At 65.8% G+C, this 18,222-nt stretch carries 17 protein-coding genes; 12 read left to right on the top strand and 5 right to left on the bottom strand.

The genetic code is table 11. The features are described from left to right. Positions 1-32: 32 nt before the first annotated feature. Positions 33-557, top strand: a complete 525-nt coding sequence (locus CH291_RS04335) for a winged helix-turn-helix transcriptional regulator (protein ID WP_094639266.1) — start codon at positions 33-35, stop codon at positions 555-557. A gap of 10 nt (positions 558-567) precedes the next feature. Here the strand turns inward: CH291_RS04335 and CH291_RS04330 are convergent, their stop codons facing one another. After that, entirely contained in the window at positions 568-993 is a 426-nt protein-coding gene (locus tag CH291_RS04330) for an HIT family protein (RefSeq protein WP_094639267.1), read from the bottom strand. 114 nt (positions 994-1,107) lie between these two features. Here CH291_RS04330 and CH291_RS04325 point away from each other — a divergent pair, with 114 nt between their 5' ends. The 4 genes from CH291_RS04325 (at position 1,108) to CH291_RS04310 (ending at position 7,043) form a co-directional block, all read left to right on the top strand. Continuing rightward, complete coding sequence (locus CH291_RS04325; protein ID WP_094686814.1) at positions 1,108-2,364, top strand: bifunctional glycosyltransferase family 2/GtrA family protein; 1,257 nt, start codon at positions 1,108-1,110, stop codon at positions 2,362-2,364. Next, on the top strand, positions 2,361-4,391 hold the full coding sequence (locus CH291_RS04320) for a glycosyltransferase family 39 protein (protein WP_256980727.1): 2,031 nt from the start codon (positions 2,361-2,363) through the stop codon (positions 4,389-4,391). Before CH291_RS04325 ends, CH291_RS04320 begins: the two co-directional genes overlap by 4 nt. A gap of 78 nt (positions 4,392-4,469) precedes the next feature. Next, complete coding sequence (purD, locus tag CH291_RS04315; protein WP_094686813.1) at positions 4,470-5,720, top strand: phosphoribosylamine--glycine ligase; 1,251 nt, start codon at positions 4,470-4,472, stop codon at positions 5,718-5,720. A 174-nt stretch (positions 5,721-5,894) separates the two neighbouring features. Next, the gene (locus CH291_RS04310; protein WP_094686812.1) at positions 5,895-7,043 is read left to right on the top strand and encodes a pyridoxal phosphate-dependent aminotransferase; all 1,149 of its coding nucleotides are present in this window, start codon (positions 5,895-5,897) and stop codon (positions 7,041-7,043) included. A gap of 32 nt (positions 7,044-7,075) precedes the next feature. Here the strand turns inward: CH291_RS04310 and CH291_RS04305 are convergent, their stop codons facing one another. Then, positions 7,076-8,089, bottom strand: a complete 1,014-nt coding sequence (locus tag CH291_RS04305) for a GntG family PLP-dependent aldolase (protein WP_256980726.1) — start codon at positions 8,087-8,089, stop codon at positions 7,076-7,078. Between the two features lie 67 nt (positions 8,090-8,156). Between CH291_RS04305 and CH291_RS04300 the strand changes: the two genes are divergently transcribed. Continuing rightward, positions 8,157-8,795: a TetR/AcrR family transcriptional regulator gene (locus CH291_RS04300; RefSeq protein ID WP_045196709.1), complete on the top strand. Its 639-nt coding sequence runs from the start codon at positions 8,157-8,159 to the stop codon at positions 8,793-8,795. Between the two features lie 107 nt (positions 8,796-8,902). Here the strand turns inward: CH291_RS04300 and CH291_RS04295 are convergent, their stop codons facing one another. Beyond that, positions 8,903-9,553 (bottom strand): DsbA family oxidoreductase, encoded by a 651-nt coding sequence (locus CH291_RS04295; RefSeq protein ID WP_094686810.1) that lies wholly within the window; start codon positions 9,551-9,553, stop codon positions 8,903-8,905. A gap of 159 nt (positions 9,554-9,712) precedes the next feature. On the opposite strand from CH291_RS04295, the gene purB reads away from it, so the two are divergent. Then, positions 9,713-11,131, top strand: coding sequence for an adenylosuccinate lyase (gene purB / locus CH291_RS04290; RefSeq protein ID WP_094686809.1), 1,419 nt, complete (start codon positions 9,713-9,715; stop codon positions 11,129-11,131). On the opposite strand, the gene CH291_RS04285 is transcribed toward purB, so the two are convergent. Further along, positions 11,132-11,923, bottom strand: a complete 792-nt coding sequence (locus CH291_RS04285) for an HAD-IIA family hydrolase (RefSeq protein ID WP_094639272.1) — start codon at positions 11,921-11,923, stop codon at positions 11,132-11,134. It abuts the gene before it with no gap. A gap of 68 nt (positions 11,924-11,991) precedes the next feature. Here CH291_RS04285 and CH291_RS04280 point away from each other — a divergent pair, with 68 nt between their 5' ends. Further along, complete coding sequence (locus CH291_RS04280) at positions 11,992-12,408, top strand: HIT family protein (protein WP_094668663.1); 417 nt, start codon at positions 11,992-11,994, stop codon at positions 12,406-12,408. Between the two features lie 72 nt (positions 12,409-12,480). Here the strand turns inward: CH291_RS04280 and CH291_RS04275 are convergent, their stop codons facing one another. Next, complete coding sequence (locus tag CH291_RS04275; RefSeq protein ID WP_143545875.1) at positions 12,481-13,587, bottom strand: ABC transporter substrate-binding protein; 1,107 nt, start codon at positions 13,585-13,587, stop codon at positions 12,481-12,483. A gap of 347 nt (positions 13,588-13,934) precedes the next feature. Between CH291_RS04275 and CH291_RS04270 the strand changes: the two genes are divergently transcribed. The 4 genes from CH291_RS04270 to CH291_RS04255 are packed head-to-tail and all read left to right on the top strand — an operon-like array spanning position 13,935 to position 18,158. Then, complete coding sequence (locus tag CH291_RS04270; RefSeq protein WP_094686807.1) at positions 13,935-15,221, top strand: lysine N(6)-hydroxylase/L-ornithine N(5)-oxygenase family protein; 1,287 nt, start codon at positions 13,935-13,937, stop codon at positions 15,219-15,221. A gap of 5 nt (positions 15,222-15,226) precedes the next feature. Continuing rightward, a complete protein-coding gene (locus tag CH291_RS04265; protein WP_094686870.1) occupies positions 15,227-16,291 on the top strand; it encodes a FecCD family ABC transporter permease in 1,065 nt (354 codons plus the stop codon). Next, positions 16,288-17,355, top strand: coding sequence for a FecCD family ABC transporter permease (locus CH291_RS04260; protein WP_094686806.1), 1,068 nt, complete (start codon positions 16,288-16,290; stop codon positions 17,353-17,355). Before CH291_RS04265 ends, CH291_RS04260 begins: the two co-directional genes overlap by 4 nt. Beyond that, positions 17,352-18,158 carry an ABC transporter ATP-binding protein gene (locus CH291_RS04255; RefSeq protein ID WP_094670977.1) on the top strand — a complete coding sequence of 269 codons (807 nt, stop codon included), beginning with the start codon at positions 17,352-17,354 and terminating at the stop codon, positions 18,156-18,158. Before CH291_RS04260 ends, CH291_RS04255 begins: the two co-directional genes overlap by 4 nt. Positions 18,159-18,222 lie beyond the last annotated feature (64 nt).

Here is an 18,222-nt window from a genome sequence, read left to right as displayed (position 1 = left end):
TTGGTTCGGTCAACAGACTGTACTATAGCCCCATGGCACTCGGAATCGACTACGCCCGCCAGGACTGCTCCCTGGCCCGTGCCCTCGAACTCGTCGGTGAGCGATGGACCTTGCTCATCGTGCGCGACTGCTTCTTCGGCGTCCGACGCTTCGGTGATTTCCAGGCCCACCTCGACATCTCCAAAGCCGTCCTCGCGCAACGACTCGGCGCGCTGGTCGACGCCGGGCTACTCGAACGACACGCTCGCTCATCGGCGGGCGGGCGCGAGAACTACATCCCGACCGCCGCCCTCGAAGGGCTGTGGCCCGCGGTGTTCGCCCTGAGCTATTGGGGTGAGGAACAGACCGCGAAACCCGCGGGGAAGCGTCGACGATTCCTCCACGCGGACTGCGGAACCGACCTCGGGCCACTGGGAATGTGCCCCGAATGCGGGCTCGCGCCGGGACCGCACGACATCGACACCGACATCGGCCCGGGCTACGACCCCGACACTCGATCGGACGAGGTCTCGATGCAGCTTCGGACGCGTCGACGGCTGCTGACGCCGCTGCGTTGAGCGAGATGCGTCAGTTCGGGACGTGAGCCTCGTGGCCGAGCTGGCGTAGCGCTGCTCGGAGCTTGGCTGCGGCCTCGTCCTGCGACTCCGCCGACGGATTCGGGTCGGCACCGGAGATGTCGAAGTTGCCCATGTCGTAGGCCGGAAACACGTGCAGGTGCAGGTGCGGTACTTCGAGTCCTGCGATCAGCAGACCGGCGCGGGGAGCATCGAACGCGGTCCGTACGGCCTGACCGATGATCTGCGCGACGGCAGTGATCTTGGCGAACGCGGCACCGTCGACGTCCTGCCACTGGTCGATCTCCTCGCGCGGAACCACCAACGTGTGGCCCTGCGTGAGCGGCGCGATCGTCAGAAACGCAACCACGTCGTCGTCCTGCCACACGAAACGCCCCGGAATCTCACCGGCGATGATCTTGCTGAAAATGGAAGCCATGGGAACAGGATGCCCTACCCGACTCGACCGGGGCCGTACCAGTGGTCGTGGCTCCCAGGTAATTGCCAGGTCGGTCGCAGGGCGATTCAAGGTCCGGGCCCGATCGTTGTCGTCATGACAACGAATTCCCTCGCACGAGCAGCAGGCCCGCGGCCCGGCTCGAACGCCACGGCCACGCTAGAGGTGGTCATTCCGGTATACAACGAAGAGGCCGATCTCGAACAGTGCATTCGTCGTCTTCACGAGCATCTGGAGGACCGAATCCCGTTCCGGTCCTCGATCACGATCGCCGACAATGCCAGTACCGACGGAACACTCGCTGTCGCACGTCGACTCGCCGACGAGATCGACGGAGTCCAGGTTCACCATCTGGACGAGAAAGGGCGGGGCCGGGCACTCAAAGCAGTGTGGCTGGGGTCGGACGCCGATGTGGTGGCCTACATGGACGTCGATCTGTCCACCGATCTCAATGCGCTGATGCCGCTGATCGCACCGTTGATGTCCGGTCACTCGGACCTCGCCATCGGCTCGCGGCTCAACCGATCGTCCCGAGTGGTCCGCGGTGCGAAACGTGAATTCATCTCGCGCAGTTACAATTTCATTCTGCGTACCTCGCTGCGCGCCCGCTTCTCCGATGCGCAGTGCGGTTTCAAGGCCATGCGTACCGACGTCGCCCGACAGCTGTTGCCGCTCGTCGAAGACACCGGGTGGTTCTTCGACACCGAATTGCTCGTCATCGCAGAGAAAGTCGGCCTGCGTATCCACGAGGTGCCCGTGGACTGGGTCGACGACCCGAACAGCAGCGTCAACATCGTCGACACCGCCGTCAAGGACCTGCAGGGCTGCTGGCGCGTCGGGCGTGCCCTCGCCACCGGTGTACTGCCGGTCGCCGAACTTCGCCGAAGCCTGGGACGGGAGCCGCTCGTGCCCGGAGTACCGCACGGAATGATCAGTCAGATGGTGCGATTCGGCATCATCGGCATCGCCAGCACCATCGCCTACGCACTGCTGTACCTGATGCTGCATTCTCTCATCGGCGCGCAGGCCGCGAACTTCTTCGGGCTGTTGATCACCGCTGTGCTCAACACCGCGGCCAACCGTGCCTTCACCTTCGGCGTCCGGGGGCCCGACGGTGCAGGCAAACACCAACTGCAGGGGCTGGCGATCTTCGGCTTCGCTCTTCTCGTCACCAGTGGATCGCTCGCCGTGCTGCACGCCTGGGTTCCCGATGTGTCCCGGCACGTCGAACTCGCCGTCCTCATCGTCGCCAATCTCGTTGCCACGGTGTGCCGATTCGTCGCCCTGCGGTGGGTCTTTCGTAGCTCACTGGACGCAGGCTCGGAGTCCGCGAATTCGGAGAAGAGCCTGTGACGACGACGATGGAGCGGCCCTCCGCGGCTGCCGATTCTGCACCGGCGACCTCCCCGCGCTGGGAATTGATCGGGCTGGTGGCTCTGCTCTTCGGAACCGGCGTTGCCTACATCTGGGGACTCGGCGCGTCGGGCTGGGCCAACTCCTTCTATTCCGCCGCGATACAGGCAGGTTCGGTGTCGTGGAAGGCCTTCTTCTTCGGATCCTCCGACGCCGCCAACTCGATCACCGTCGACAAGCCCCCGATGTCGCTGTGGCTGATGTCGTTGTCGGTACGCATCTTCGGACTCAACACCTGGGCGATGCTCGTACCCCAGGCTCTTCTCGGCGTCGCCTCCGTGGCACTGCTGCGCGCCACCGTCAAGCGTCGATTCGGTGGCGCGGCCGGTCTGCTCGCAGGCCTGGTACTTGCCGTGACTCCGGTTGCCGCACTGATGTTCCGGTTCAACAATCCCGACGCGTTGCTGGTGCTGCTGATGATCGCCTCGGTGTGGGCGCTGCTGCGAGGCGTCGAGACCGGAAAGACCAAGTGGCTGTTGATCACCGGTATGTTCGTCGGATTCGGCTTCCTCACCAAGCAACTCCAGGTCATGCTCGTCGTACCGCCGCTGGCTCTGACCTATCTGATCGCCGGGCCGCCGAAGTTCCTCACCCGGCTGTGGCAGCTGTTCGGCGCGCTGGGCGCGATGATCGTCTCGGCCGGATGGTGGATTCTGATCGTGGAATTCTGGCCGGCGTCCTCACGGCCGTGGGTCGGTGGCTCGCAGAACAACTCGATCCTCGAACTCACGCTCGGGTACAACGGATTCGGTCGCCTCAGTGGCGACGAGACCGGAAGTGTCACCCCCGGCCGCGGCGGTATAGGCGGCGACGCGGCCGGGGGCATGGCGGGTGGGATGCCCGGTGGCATCTGGGGCGAGACCGGCATCCTTCGCATGTTCGACTCCTCCCAGGGTGGCCAGATCGCCTGGCTGATCCCGGCTGCGTTGATCCTGTTCGTCGTCGGACTCGTGTTGCGCGGCAAAGCCCCTCGGGCAGACGTGCAACGAGCTTCGCTGATCGTCTGGGGATCGTGGTTGCTGGTCACCGGTCTGACGTTCAGCTTCATGGCCGGAATCTTCCACTCGTACTACACCGTTGCGCTCTCGCCCGCCGTCGCTGCTCTCGTCGGCATCGGCAGTGTGGTGCTGTGGCGTCGACGCGAGACGTACTGGGTACGGATCGCGATGGCCGTCGCGGTGGCGTCGACCGTCGTGATGGCGTGGGTGTTGCTCGGTCGCAGTGAGAGTTTCGTGCCGTGGCTGAAGTGGGCGATTCTCGTCGTCGGAATCGTGGCGATCGTCGCGCTGCTGATCCCGGCACTGACTCGCGGCAGGCTGGCTGCGGCGTCGATCCTGGCGGTGATGTTCGCCGGACTCGCCGGACCGACCGCCTATGCGGTCGACACCATCGGCACCCCGCATACCGGAGCCATCGTCTCGGCCGGTCCCAACACCGGCATGCGCGGATTCGGCGGTATGGGCGAAGGCCGAGGCGGTCCGGGCGGGATGCAGTTGCCGGCCGGGGTCCAGATACCTGCCGGAATGCAACCGCCTGCGGGTTTCCCGGGTCAGGCCGGGGCTGCCGGCGGGGCCGAGATGGGCGGGACGGGTCGGGGTATGGGCGGCGGTATGGGTGGTCTGCTCGAAGGCAGTGCACCGACTGCGGCCATCACCGAGATGCTCGAGCAGGACGCCGACTCGTACACCTGGGTGGCAGCGGCCATCGGAGCCAACACCGCTGCGGGTTACCAACTGGCCACCGAGGATCCCGTCATGCCGGTCGGTGGATTCAACGGCACCGATCCCTCGCCGACCCTCGCGCAATTCCAGCAGTACGTCGCCGACGGAGAGATCCACTACTTCATCGGGAGCGGCGGCATGCCGGGCATGGAGTCGGGGACCTCGGCAGAAATCTCTGCCTGGGTCACCGAGAACTTCACCGCGACCACGGTCGACAACGTGACGTTCTACGACCTCACGCAGTAACACCGAACCACCACGAAAGAGCCCCGCGCCGTGACAGGTGCGGGGCGCTTTCGCGTCGAGCAGATAGTCTGATGCACTGTGCGCGTACTAGTCATAGGTTCCGGTGCTCGTGAGCACGCCCTCCTCCTTGCGTTGAAGGCCGATCCGTCGGTCGAGAAGCTCTTCGTGGCTCCCGGCAACGCAGGCACCGCGAAGCTCGCCGAGCAACACGCGGTCGACGTCGCCTCCGGTGAGGCGGTGACTGCGCTGGCGAAGAAGGTCGAAGCCGATCTGGTCGTCATCGGACCGGAGGTTCCGCTGGTCCTCGGCGTGGCCGACGCCCTCCGTCAGGCCGGCATCGCTGCGTTCGGCCCCTCCGCGGAGGCTGCGCGCATCGAAGGGTCCAAGGCCTTCGCCAAGGACGTGATGGCAGCGGCCGGTGTGCGGACCGCGCACAGCGAAATCGTCGACTCGCCCGCCCTGCTCGACGCAGCCCTCGACCGTTTCGGCCCCCATTGGGTGGTCAAGGACGACGGCTTGGCCGCAGGCAAGGGTGTCGTCGTCACCACCGATCGCCTCATCGCTCGCGATCACGCAGCGGAGCTCCTCGAGAACGGTCACCCGGTACTGCTCGAATCGTTCCTCGACGGACCCGAGGTCTCCCTCTTCTGCCTCGTCGACGGCGAGACCGTGGTGCCGCTGCTGCCCGCGCAGGACCACAAACGCGTCGGCGACGGAGACACAGGACCCAACACCGGCGGCATGGGTGCGTACACCCCGCTGCCGTGGCTGCCCGAGGGTGCCGTCGAGGAAATCGTCCGGGATGTGGTGAAACCCGTTGCCGCCGAGATGGTCGAGCGCGGTGTGCCGTTCTCCGGTCTGCTGTACGCGGGTCTTGCCATGGGTGCCGACGGCCCGGCGGTCGTCGAATTCAACTGCCGCTTCGGCGATCCCGAGACCCAGGCGGTGCTCGCGCTGCTCGACTCACCTCTCGGAGAAGTGTTGAACGCGACGGCGACCGGCACGCTTGCATCACTTTCTCCGCTGCGCTGGAAGGACGGCGCGGCCGTCACCGTCGTCATCGCCGCCGAGAACTACCCCGGTCGACCACGCACCGGTGACGAAATCCTCGGCTCCGAGGGCGAAGGCGTGCTGCATGCCGGCACCGCGGTGAAGGACGGCGCGGTCGTCTCCGCGGGTGGACGCGTGCTCAGCGTGGTCGGCACCGGATTCGACCTCACCGCCGCCCGAGACGACGCCTACTCACGCATTGCGGGAATCCGACTGCCGGGCAGCCACTTTCGTACGGACATCGGCCTGGCTGCGGTGGAGGGTCGAATCACGCTGTAGGTGCGGTGAGTGGGCCGGCGTCGGCCGGCGTGTTCCAGCAAACGCGCGCGCGTTCGTGAGACGCGCGCAGAATTGCCGGACGTTGCCAGTCGATCTTGCGCGCACTTGGCGAACGCGCGCGCGTTTGCAAAGGTCGGAGGTACCGAGCGAGTCGGGATCAGTAGGGTCGAAACAATGCACAACGAATCGCAGCGATCGAAGGTCGAGCCGTTCCATGTGATGGATGTGTTCGCCGCGGCGGCCGAGCGGGCGCGCACTCACGGCGACGTGCTCTCTCTTGCTGCAGGTCAGCCCTCCACCCGAGCGCCCGAGCCGGTGTTGCGCGCTACCCGCGAGGCTCTGGATTCGCATCTGCTGGGGTACACCGAGACGCTGGGGATTCTGCCGCTGCGTCGCGCTATCGCCGAGCACCACAGCGCGCGGTACGGCATCACCGTCGACGCCGCGGACGTGGTGATCACCACCGGCTCGTCGGGCGCGTTCACGTTGCTGTTCCTCGCAGCGTTCGACGCGGGGGATACCGTCGTGATGGCGAGGCCCGGCTACCCGGCGTATCGAAACACGTTGGCGGCGTTGGGCTGCCGCGTCGTCGAGCTCGATTGCCTGGAAAGCACGCGATTCCAGCCGACCGTCGCGATGCTCGAGGAGCTGCCCGAGCCGCCCGCGGGTCTGATCATCGCGAGCCCCGCCAACCCCACCGGCACGATCATCGACGCGGACGAACTCGCCGCCATCGCGCGCTGGTGCGACGAGCACGGAACCCTGCTGATCTCGGACGAGATCTACCACGGCATTTCCTACGGCAATGCGCATACGTCGAGCGCATGGGAGACATCGAAAGAATCGGTCGCCATCGGATCGGTGTCGAAGTACTTCTCGATGACCGGGTGGCGACTCGGTTGGATGCTGCTGCCGACCCGATTGCGCAGGGCCGTCGAACGATTGGCGTCGAACATGACGGTGTGCCCACCGGCGATCTCTCAGGTGGCGGCCATCGCGGCGTTCACCGAGGAGTCGCGCGTCGAGCTGGATTCACACGTCGAACGCTACGCCGTCAATCGCCGAATACTGCTCGACGGTTTGCCGGCCCTGGGCATCACCGATCTCGCACCGGCCGACGGTGCCTTCTACGTGTACGCCGACATTGCGCACCTGACCGAGAATTCGCGGAGTTGGTGCGCCCGAGTGCTGGCCGAGATCGGTGTCGCGTTGGCACCCGGGGTCGACTTCGACACCGTGCGTGGCAATCACACGGTGCGATTCTCGTTCGCCGGGACGACCGCCGATGTCGAAGAGGCGTTGGAGCGACTTCGTCGCATGTGAGCGAAACTTCGACCCCCACTACGAAGTTCTGCTCACGTGCGGCGCAGCCGCTCCAGTACCTCGGAGATGTCGGCGGCGGCGACGTCGCGGTGGGTCACGAAGCGCACCTTGCCGGCGACGGTCACCGCAGCGATCCCCAGCTCGGCCAGCTCTGCGACCGTCTGTACGGGATCGGGAACAGTGGCGAGCACGATGTTGGTCTCGGGCTCGGCGACGTCCCAGTTCCGATCCCGAAGCCCGCGGGCGAGTGTCGCCGCGTTGACGTGATCCTGGGCCAAATCACCGATTCGACCCAATGCGACGAGCCCGGCGGCGGCCAACACTCCACCCTGACGGACGCCGCCGCCCAACATCTTTCGGACGCGTCGCGCCTCGTGGATACGTGCGGAGTCCGAGACGAGCATCGAGCCGACCGGTGCGCCGAGGCCTTTGCTCAGGCACACCTGCACCGTGTCGGCACCGGCAGCGAGCGACGCGATCGGAACATCGAGGGCGACAGCGGCATTCCACAGTCGCGCGCCGTCCAGATGGACCTTCAGTCCGCAATCACGGCCGGCGGCAACGAGTTCCGCCCATTCGTCCGGGCCGAACACAGTACCGCCGGCGAAGTTGTGCGTGTTCTCGAGCGAAAGCAGTGTCGTCCGTAGTGCGAAATACGGTCCTGTACCGCCCGCTTTCGCACGCACCGTCGACGCGAGAGGGCGGCCGGGGCCACCGTCGTGGGGGAGGGCGTCGGGCATCCCGCCTGCCAGCCATGCGGCAGTACCGAGCTCGGACCCCAGCACGTGCGCATGCTCGGGGGCCAGAAAGCGATCGCCGCGTTGTAGATGCAGCATCAGCGCGATGATGTTGCCCATCGAACCCGACGGCACCCACAGTGCCGACTCGAACCCGAGCAGACCTGCCACCGCTTCTTCCAGCGCTGCCATCGTCGGATCGTGATCGAGGACGTCGTCGCCCACTTCGGCGTCGGCCATGGCTTTTCGCATGACCGAATCGGGTCGGGTGATGGTGTCGGAGCGAAGGTCGATCGTTCGATGTGCCACGAGCAACGACAATTCCATAGCGCGAAAGCAGTCCGACGAACGGCCTCGAGCTGGCACGATAACTTGAATGTCCGCAGGTCCGACCGAGTCGCAGCACAAGGTGTCGGGTGCGACTCCGAAGGGAGTGCGCCGCCGGCAGGCACTGGCGTCTGCGGCCGCGGACCTTCTCGTCGAGGGCGGCTTCGACGCGGTGCGACACCGATCGGTGGCCGCGCGAGCCGGGCTTCCTCTTGCGTCGACCACCTACTATTTCGAGTCTCTCGGGGACCTGGTGGCCGCGGCGGTCGACGTCGTCGGAACCCGTGAGATCGACGTCATGCGCGGCCGCATCGAGGACGAGGGCAAGTGCTCGAACGAGATGGAGTCGACGGTCGACCTCATCGTCGACCTGCTGATCGGGCCGCAGGACGGCCACGAGCAGCTGATCGCGCGATACGAACGCTTCATCGCCTCGGCCCGGCATCCCGAACTACGAGAAGTGCAGCTGCGGCTGCGCGCCCAGATCGACGACCTGCTCACCGACGTGCTGCGCAGATCGGGCCGAACCGTGCAGGAAGAGCAGCTACGACGACTCGTGGCAGTGGTAGACGGGGCCGTCGTGGGTGCGCTCAGCGAAGTGGACCCCGACCCGCGCCACATGGCCCGAAGCATGCTCTTGGCCGTCATCGACATAGTGGCACCGGCGGAACAGGTGCCGGCCGACTGACTGCTAGTAGTTCTCGCCGGACTCTGCGTCTCGGATCGGCGGCGCCTCGCACACACCGTCCTCGCAGACGGGGCCGTGGTCGTCGCCGACCATCTCCAATGGACCGCTCATGAGCCGGCAGCAGCCTTCTGCAGCACGTCGGCGAACACCGACGGTTCCTGCGCGCCGGACACACCGAGCCGTCCGTCGATCACGAAGAACGGCACACCGCTGATCCCGTAGGCGATGGCCTGTTCCTTGTCCGCGCGCACTGCCGGCAGGAACTCCTCGGACTTCAGTGCCCGGGCCGCCTCGTCACGGTCGAGGCCGACCTCCGCGGCCAGTTCGGCGAGGTCCTCGGTGCGGCCGACGTGGCGGCCCTCCTCGAAATAGGCCGCCAGGAGTCGTTCCTTCATCTCCACCTGCTTGCCCTTCGACTTGGCGAAGTGCAGGAGCTCGTGCGCCTTGACGGTGTTGGTGTGCTGCACGGCGTCGAAGTCGTACGCGAGCCCCTCGCCTGCGGCCAGCTCGGTCATCTGCGCCAACATCTGCGTGACCTGGGCGGCCGGCATACCTTTGTGAGAGACGAGAAAATCGACCTCGCTACCACCGAAGTCGACCGGTGTGTCGGGTGCCAGCTCGAACGAGTGGAACTCCACCTCGAGCGTTCCGCCCCCTGCGGTGAACTCCGCAGCGCCTGCCTCGAAACGGCGCTTGCCGACGAAGCACCACGGGCACGCGATATCGGACCAGATGTCGACCTTCACTGTTCGGCTCACGACGGCTCCAACATCGGAGCGCGCGTCGGTTATTCCACACGGCGGCGAAGCCGCCGGCACCAGGAAGAGGGATCGCGGGAGGCCGGTACTGGAGTCCTTTTCCGAAACAGTGCAGTCGTCTTCCGAGACCGACCACTGCGCCACGTAAGCTGGACGCTCGTGAGCATCCCGAATGTCCTGGCCACCCGTTACGCGAGTCCCGAACTGGTGGAGCTGTGGTCGCCGGAGCACAAGATCGCCCTCGAACGCCAACTGTGGATCGCCGTGTTGCGCGCGCAGTCCTCGCTCGGAGTCGACGTCCCCAACGCGGCCATCGCGGACTACGAAGCCGTCGTCGATCAGGTGGATCTCGCGTCGATCGCCGAGCGTGAGCGCGTCACCCGGCACGACGTCAAGGCCCGCATCGAGGAGTTCAACGCCCTCGCCGGCCACGAGCACATCCACAAGGGGCTCACCAGTCGCGACCTCACCGAGAACGTCGAGCAGCTGCAGATTCTGCGCTCACTCGAGCACGTCCACGCGCACGGCGTCGCCGTCGCGAAGAGGCTGGCCGAGCGTGCTGCCGAGTACTCCTCGCTGGTCATGGCCGGTCGCAGTCACAATGTCGCAGCTCAGGCGACCACTCTGGGCAAGCGTTTCGCGTCTGCCGCCGACGAGCTGCTGTTGGCCCTGTCCCGGGTGCAGGAGCTGATCGCGCGCTACCCGCTGCGCGGCATCAAGGGTCCGATGGGTACCTCGCAGGACATGCTCGACCTGTTCGGCGGCGACTCCGCCAAGATCGTCGCGCTCGAGCGCATCGTCGCCGATCACCTCGGTTTCCGGCACACGATGACGAGCGTCGGCCAGGTCTATCCCCGTTCACTCGACCACGAGGTCGTCTCCGCACTGGTCCAGGTGGGTGCCGGTCCGTCCTCGTTCGCGCACACCGTGCGCCTGATGGCAGGCCACGAACTCGTCACCGAGGGCTTCCAGGCAGGCCAGGTGGGCTCGTCGGCAATGCCGCACAAGATGAACACTCGCTCGTGCGAGCGCGTCAACGGCCTGCAGGTGGTGCTGCGCGGCTACGGCTCGATGGCCGCCGAGCTCGCCGGTGCACAGTGGAACGAGGGCGACGTCTTCTGTTCCGTGGTGCGCCGCGTCGCGCTGCCCGACGCCTTCTTCGCCATCGACGGTCTCATCGAGACCTTCCTGACGGTGCTCGACGAATTCGGTGCGTACCCGGCCGTCATCGCCAAGGAACTCGACCGCTACCTGCCGTTCCTCGCGACGACCAAGGTGCTCATGGCCGCCGTGCGCGCAGGCGTCGGACGCGAGACGGCGCACGAGGCGATCAAGGAGCACGCCGTCGCGGTTGCGCTGGCGATGCGTGAGCAGGGACTGGAACCGGACCTGCTCGACCGGTTGGCCGCCGACGATCGGCTGCCACTCGACCGCGTTGCCCTCGATGCGGCACTGGCCGACAAGACGGCATTCGTCGGTGCCGCCGACGCGCAGGTCAGTGCGGTCGTCTCGGCAGTGGAGCGTCTGATCGCGAAGTTCCCCGCCGGGGCGTCGTACAGCCCGTCGCCGATTCTGTAGTCAGGAGAGGACACCGGGGAGGTCGGCCACGGAGTCGATCACGTGGTCGGGTTCCATCGCGAATTCGTCGGTGATGCGTCGGTCGAGCACGTCCTGACGGAACTTTCCGGTGCGAACGAGCACGCCGGTCATCCCGACGACCTGGGCGGCGAGGACGTCGTTGTCGAGGTCGTCGCCGACCATGACGACGTCTTCGGGGTCGACCCCCATCCGCTCGGACGCCGTCCGGAATCCCAGCGGAGCGGGCTTGCCGATGGCCTTCGCGGTGTGTCCCGACGCCTGTTCCATACCGCCGAGGTACATGCCGGTGTCGATGCGCAGTCCGGCTCCGGTGCTCCACATCAACGAACGGTGCATCGCGACGACGGGAATGCCCCGGCACAGCCAGTCGTAGACGCGGCTGAGCCGCTCGTGGGTGAACTCCGGGCCTGCCCCGCCGACGACGACGACATCGGGATCCTCGGACGTCTCGTCGACGAATTCGATTCCCGGCATGTCGCCTGCGATCTCACCGTTGTTGATCAGCACCACCCGCGCGTCCGGATAGTTCTCACGCAGATGATCCGCGGTGAGCGACGCGGCCGTGACGATCTCGTCCGAATGCACGTCGAGTCCCACCTCGCGCAGCGCCGTAGCGATCTGTCCACGGGTTTTGGACGTCGTATTCGTCAGGAAGGCGCGAGCAATGTCCTTGCTGTCCAGGTACTTCAGAGTCTCTGCTGCCCCTGGCACCGCCTGCCACGACGTGACGAGAACGCCGTCGATGTCGAAGAGAACCCCGCCGATGCTCATCGGCAAACAGTAGTCTCCGGGCCGGGGCCGCGCAGCTTCAGAGCCCCGAGCGCCTACGCTCGGAAGGTGTGAACCCCTACACGATTTTCGCCGAGATCATTGCCGGGACGGCCGAGGCTTCTCGCGTCCACGAGGACGAGACAGCGATTGCGTTCATGGACATCAGGCCGCTCACCAGCGGACATGTGTTGGTGGTGCCCAAGGAGCAGTATCGGACGCTGGCGGAGTTGCCGCCGGAGATCGGCGCGCACCTGTTCGTGGTGGGGCAGAAGGTGGCCGCCGCTGTGCGTGCCAGCAATTCGCGTGTCGCCGGCGTCAACTTCTTTCTCGCCGACGGCACGGTCGCCGGTCAGGAAATCTTCCACGTGCATCTGCACGTCATCCCACGCATGATCGGGGACGGCTTCGGCCTGCGGGCTCGGCCGTCGTCGCCGCAACGATCGGAACTGGACCGGCAGGCCGGAGAGATCGCAGCCGCGCTGTGATGGCCGCCTCGACGAAGTTCGGGGCCACCGGCAGATGCCTTCCGTTGACCCCGTGGCTCATGGTCCGCCGAATTACTCGGGCGTGACCTTCTTCGCCTTGGACAGCGCGTCGGCATAGATGTCGATTGTGTTCGTGTAGCGGCTGTAGCTCTTGTTGGCACCGTAGTCCCACAACACCATCTGCTGCTTGTCGACGGCAGCGATGGTGTCGAAGGCCGGGTAGCGGCTCGGAATATCGGCGAGCTTCACGTCGGCGGCGTTGGCGACGTCGTGATAAACGAACGCGACGTCGGCGTCGACGGTCGACACGTTCTCCCACGACACCTTCTTCCAGTACCCGTCATCGGTGCCGTCGGGGGTGTACATCTTCAGGCCCCACCGTTGGTAGTCGCTGAAGTCCGGGTCTGCCGACGGATCGAGGACGTAAGCGACGTCGAGTGGCCAGACGCCGACGCTGGTGAGGTCCTGACTCTCGGAGGCAACCTTCTCGAAGTTCGCGACAGCGGCGTCGAATTCGGCCTTGATGTCGGCCAGTTGTGGCGTGTCGAGGTCGACGCCGAGCGAGGATGCGAGTCCGGCGTAGTTCTCGATGGTCTGTGCCGTCGAGGTCGTATCCAAGGTGACCCCCAGAGTGGGGGCGAGCTGATCGATCGTGTCGGCCTTGGACGAGTCGGCTGTGGTGGTCAGTTTGCCGAACTGGCCGAATCGAGGGTTGTACTCGCCGATGACGAGATCCGGTTCGAGGCTGGCGGCTTTCTCGACATCGAATGTCCCCCAGCTCTCGCCGACCGATTGGATGCCCGTGAGATCGGAGCAGCTCAGAATCGGGCTGGTGGACATCGGAGTGGTCGACCAGATGGCGATGGGTCTGATGCCGTAAGACATCAGCGCTGCTGCCGATTCCTCGTCGGCGATGATTCTCGTCGGCTGAGCATCGAGCGAAATCGTGCGTCCGCGACCGTCGGTGTACGTGAACGGTCCCGATGCTCGGTCGACTGCATCGACGAGGTCGTTCTCGCCGCACGCGGCGGGGTTCGCGTTCAGGTCGACGACCTCGGTGTCGGTGGTGCCGCCGCTGCACGCTGCAGCGACGAGAAGCACGAGCACCGCGATACCTCCAGTGAGGGCGCGAGGGCCGGTTGTGTATCGCCCCATGGTGCGGATTCTTGTCGAAGACATGCGCTCACTTTCGCGTTCGATGATGGACGGTGAACCGACGAGATCGAGGGCCACACACGTGTCCGGGCGCACTCGGCGCACGACGGAGCCGTTGTAGACCAGGAAATGTTAGGTTAGCCTACGGTAGGCAAGTAGCGCTGCTCATGACATCGAGCCAGGACGCTGGGCACTGCCGAGACGGCCATCGACGGACCCTCGCCGGCGTCACCCCGAATCTCGTCCGCAAGTAGAAGGAGACGCCCTATGCACCGCACCGAGCTCGGTGGAGCGATCCACCGTGTAGGCCTCGTTCATGCCGATCTGCACCTCGCCGGCCCCGCCGATCGAACCGCGGGGGCGAGCCGTCGATGACCTCGCACAACGATTTTTCCGACGGCACCTACGACATCGTCGGGGTCGGCTTCGGGCCCTCGAATCTGGGCCTGGCCATCGCGATCGAGGAGCACAATCGAATGTGCTCGCCGGCAGAGCGATTGACGGCCTGCTTCGTCGAATCCAAGGACGAGTTCGCCTGGCACCCCGGCATGCTGTTGCCAGGGACGTCCATGCAGATCTCGTTCCTCAAAGACCTGGCGACCCAACGCAATGCCAGCAGTGAATACAGCTTTCTGGCGTATCTGTCGGAACAGGGTCGGCTCAATCACTTCATCAATCTGCAGACGTTCTTCCCGAGTCGGCTCGAGTTCCACGACTACCTAACTTGGGCCGCAAGCAAAGTCGACGCGACCGTGCACTACGGCACCCGGGCGCTGGACGTCGTCGACACCGGTGACGGCTACGGCGTCCGCACCGAGGGCCGGCGAACCGGGACCGTGCGAGGACGTAACATCGTGCTCGCCGGAGGACTGACCGCCACCCTGCCCGACGGGGTCACGGCGTCGGCGCGACAGTTCCACAACCACGATCTTCTCGGCGAGCTCGATCGGTTGCCGTCGCGGACGCAGCACACCTTCGTCGTCGTCGGTGCCGGGCAGAGTGCCGCCGAGGTGGTGGACTACCTGCACTCGACGTACAGCGACGCGTCGGTGCACGCGGTGTTGCGCAAGTACGGATACAGCCCGGCCGACGACAGCCCCTACGCCAATCGCATCTTCGATCCGACGGCCGTCGACGACTTCTATTCGTCGTCGCACACACTGCGCGAGCAACTACTGCACTATCACCGCGGAACCAACTACTCCGCCGTCGACCTGCCGTTGATCGAGGAGTTGTACGCACGCGAGTACTCCGAGCGAGTCAGCGGGAAGCGCCGGTTGTTCGTGCACGGAGCGTCCCGGTTGATCGGAGCCACCGAGGAGCCGTCGGGCGTTCGTGTGTCCGTCGAGCACGGCCCGACGGGGCTGGCCGAGGACATACTGTGCGACGCTGTCGTCTATGCCACAGGCTTCACGTCCCTCGACCTACCCGAGATCCTCGGTCCGCTGTTCGACGACGTCGAATACGACTCCCGTGGGCCTCGCGTGACGCGTGACTACCGACTCGTGACGCGTGAACCGAGTGCGGGTTCGATCTATCTGCAGGGCGGCACCGAGCACACGCATGGTCTGACCTCGTCGTTGCTGTCCAACATCGCTGTTCGCAGCGGTGAGATCGTGAAGTCCGCTGTGGGCGCGAGGGTGCGATCGGTGGTGTGAATCGGGTGAGGGCGAGCGTGGGCGACGAGCCGGAACAGCGAGGCGTTCCGGCCGAAGTCGGTGGTCTCGCTCGCACCGATGCCCGTCGGGCCGCGGGGTTGTTCTTCGTCACCGGTGTGCTGGCGGCGCTGTGCCTGGTGAGCATCTCGGTGGGAACCGAGTACATCCCGATCGGCGAGGTGTGGCACGGTCTGTTCTTCGCCGACGGATCCACCGAATCGGTGATCGTTCGTGAACTGCGGCTTCCGCGTACCGTTCTGGGGTTGCTCGTGGGAGTCGCTCTCGGGGTGGCTGGTGCGCTGATTCAGGCTATGACGCGAAATCCGCTGGCCGACCCGGGAATTCTCGGTGTCAACGCCGGGGCGGCGTTCTTCGTTGCGATCGCCGTCGGCGTGCTGGGGGTCACCGGCATCGGGTCCTACATCTGGTTCGCGTTCGCCGGCGCGGTGGTCGCCACGATCGCGGTGTACGCGCTGGGGGCGCTGGGGCGAGCGGGAGCCACTCCGATTCGGTTGACGCTGTCCGGAATTGCGCTCGGAGCTGTCCTGGGCGGCATCACCTCGGGCATGCTGCTGCTCGATCCCGATGCGTTCGACAGGATGAGGTTCTGGGGAGCCGGGTCGTTGGCCGGTCGAGGTATGGACATCGCGTCCGAAATCGCCCCGTTCATCGCGCTCGGAGTGTTCCTGTCCGCCCTGATCGCTCGTCCTCTCAATGCGATCGCGCTCGGCGACGATCTGGCACAGTCCTTGGGGGCGAACGTGATTCGTACGCGAATCATCGGCGTCGTCGCAGTCACCCTGCTCGCCGGTGCCGCGACGGCCGCGGCCGGGCCCATCGGATTCGTGGGACTGATGATTCCGCACATGGTGCGGTGGTTCGTCGGACCGGACCAACGATGGATTCTGGTCTACACGGTGGTCGCGGCACCGGGTTTGCTGTTGCTTTCGGATGTGGTCGGACGCGTCGTGCTCAGGCCGGGGGAATTGCAGGTCGGCATCGTGACCGCGTTCGTCGGCGCACCGGTGCTGATCCTGCTGGTTCGCCGGAAGAAGGCGAGCGGACTGTGACCCGTGAACAACGCGGCGGCGACATCGATTTCGGCCGAACGCTGCGGGTCGTGCGAGTGCGGGATCGAGTGGACGGCCGCATCGACATTCGAACGGTCGGCGTCTGCGCGGCCTTGCTGCTCGTGACGGTGGTGGTCTCCGTCGTCGCGGTCGGTACCGGCGACTTCTACATTCCGCCGAACGAGGTGCTCGCCGCGGTGTTCGGCGACGCGCCACGCCTCACCGAGATCGTGGTGATGGAGTGGCGGTTTCCCCGAGTGGCGCTGGCTTTCCTGTTCGGGTCCGCCCTCGGCGTATCGGGTGCGGTCTTTCAATCCTTGACGCGAAATCCGTTGGGCAGCCCGGACATCATCGGATTCGCCACCGGTTCCTACACCGGCGCGCTCGTCGTCATCCTCGCTCTCGGTGGTGGCTATTACCGGACCGGAGCGGGCGCGCTCGTCGGCGGACTCGCGACGGCGGCGGTGGTCTACCTACTCGCGTACCGGCGCGGGGTGCAGGGCTTTCGGCTGATCATCGTCGGGATCGCCGTCAGCGCCGTTCTGGCCTCGGTCAACACCTGGCTCGTGATCAGAGCTGACCTGGACGACGCGATCGCGGCCGCAGTCTGGGGTGCGGGCACCCTCAACGGGCTGGGGTGGTCTCAGGTGGGACCGGTACTGGCAGTGTCGATCGTCATCGCGTCGTGCCTGGCGGTGCTCTCGCGTCGGCTGCCGATGTTGGAGATGGGGGACGATGCGGCGAGGGCGCTCGGTGTGCGCGCCGAGCCGACCCGTCTGATGCTGGTGTTCCTCGGAGTTGCGCTGATCGCGATGGTCACCGCGGCCGCGGGGCCCATCTCGTTCATCGCGCTCGCCGCTCCGCAGTTGGCGCGCCGCCTCACCGGCACCTCGTCAGTGGCGATGGTGCCTGCCGCGTGCATGGGAGCGCTGCTGCTGGTCGTCAGCGACGTTGTTGCACAGCGCGTCTTCGCTCCCACGCAGCTCCCGGTGGGTGTGGTGACCGTATCGGTCGGCGGCGCATACTTCGTGTGGTTGCTGGCGCGGGAAGGCAGGAAGCAGTGACGAAGCCTCGGTTGCACACCGACGACATCACGGTCGGATACGACAAGAGCGTCGTCAGCGAGAACCTGACCGTCGAGATTCCCGACGGCAAGTTCACCGTCATCGTCGGACCGAACGCCTGCGGTAAATCGACTCTGCTGCGGGCACTCTCGCGGCTGCTGAAGCCCTCTCGTGGAACCGTTCTGCTGGACGGGAAGGCGATTTCGTCGTATCCGGCGAAAGAAGTTGCCCGACGCCTCGGCCTGCTTCCGCAGACCTCCATCGCACCCGACGGCATTTCGGTGGCCGATCTGGTTGCGCGGGGCCGCTATCCGCATCAGAAGCTGATCCGACAGTGGTCGACCGAAGACGAGGCCGCGGTGATCGAGGCCATGAACTCGACCGGAGTGACGTCACTGTCCGCTCGTCCGGTGGACGAACTGTCCGGCGGTCAGCAGCAACGCGTCTGGGTGGCAATGGTTCTCGCGCAGCAGACGCCGCTGCTGTTGTTGGACGAGCCGACGACCTTTCTCGACATCGCCCACCAGATCGAGCTTCTCGACCTGTTGGCCACTCTGAACTGCGAGAACGGTCGCACTCTGGTCGCAGTGCTGCACGACCTCAATCACGCCTGCCGGTACGCCGACCACATCATCGCGATGAAGGACGGCGCAGTGGTCACCGAGGGTGCGCCCGCCGACGTCGTCACCGCCGAGCTGGTGGAGGCGGTCTTCGGGCTGCCGTGCCGCATCATCGACGACCCGGAATCGCACACACCGTTGGTGATTCCCAAGGCGGGCGGTCGCAGGCTAGGCAAGGCTTAGTTTAGAATCGAGGAGGAATGGCTGCCGAGTCGGCCTGCGGGTTCTCTCGAGAGCCACGTCGAGA

The sequence above is a fragment of the Rhodococcus sp. 14-1411-2a genome (assembly GCF_002259485.1).
Lineage (GTDB): Bacteria > Actinomycetota > Actinomycetes > Mycobacteriales > Mycobacteriaceae > Rhodococcoides.
This window is presented reverse-complemented; position numbering and strand designations above follow the sequence as displayed.

Excerpts from the sequence above, each read along its gene's own strand:
- CH291_RS04275 (WP_143545875.1), bottom strand. The coding sequence starts at position 13,587 with ATGTCTTCGACAAGAATCCGCACCATGGGGCGATACACAACCGGCCCT.
- CH291_RS04270 (WP_094686807.1), top strand. The coding sequence starts at position 13,935 with ATGACCTCGCACAACGATTTTTCCGACGGCACCTACGACATCGTCGGG.
- CH291_RS04300 (WP_045196709.1), top strand. The coding sequence starts at position 8,157 with ATGTCCGCAGGTCCGACCGAGTCGCAGCACAAGGTGTCGGGTGCGACT.
- CH291_RS04310 (WP_094686812.1), top strand. The coding sequence starts at position 5,895 with ATGCACAACGAATCGCAGCGATCGAAGGTCGAGCCGTTCCATGTGATG.
- CH291_RS04335 (WP_094639266.1), top strand. The coding sequence starts at position 33 with ATGGCACTCGGAATCGACTACGCCCGCCAGGACTGCTCCCTGGCCCGT.
- CH291_RS04330 (WP_094639267.1), bottom strand. The coding sequence starts at position 993 with ATGGCTTCCATTTTCAGCAAGATCATCGCCGGTGAGATTCCGGGGCGT.
- CH291_RS04325 (WP_094686814.1), top strand. The coding sequence starts at position 1,108 with ATGACAACGAATTCCCTCGCACGAGCAGCAGGCCCGCGGCCCGGCTCG.
- CH291_RS04285 (WP_094639272.1), bottom strand. The coding sequence starts at position 11,923 with ATGAGCATCGGCGGGGTTCTCTTCGACATCGACGGCGTTCTCGTCACG.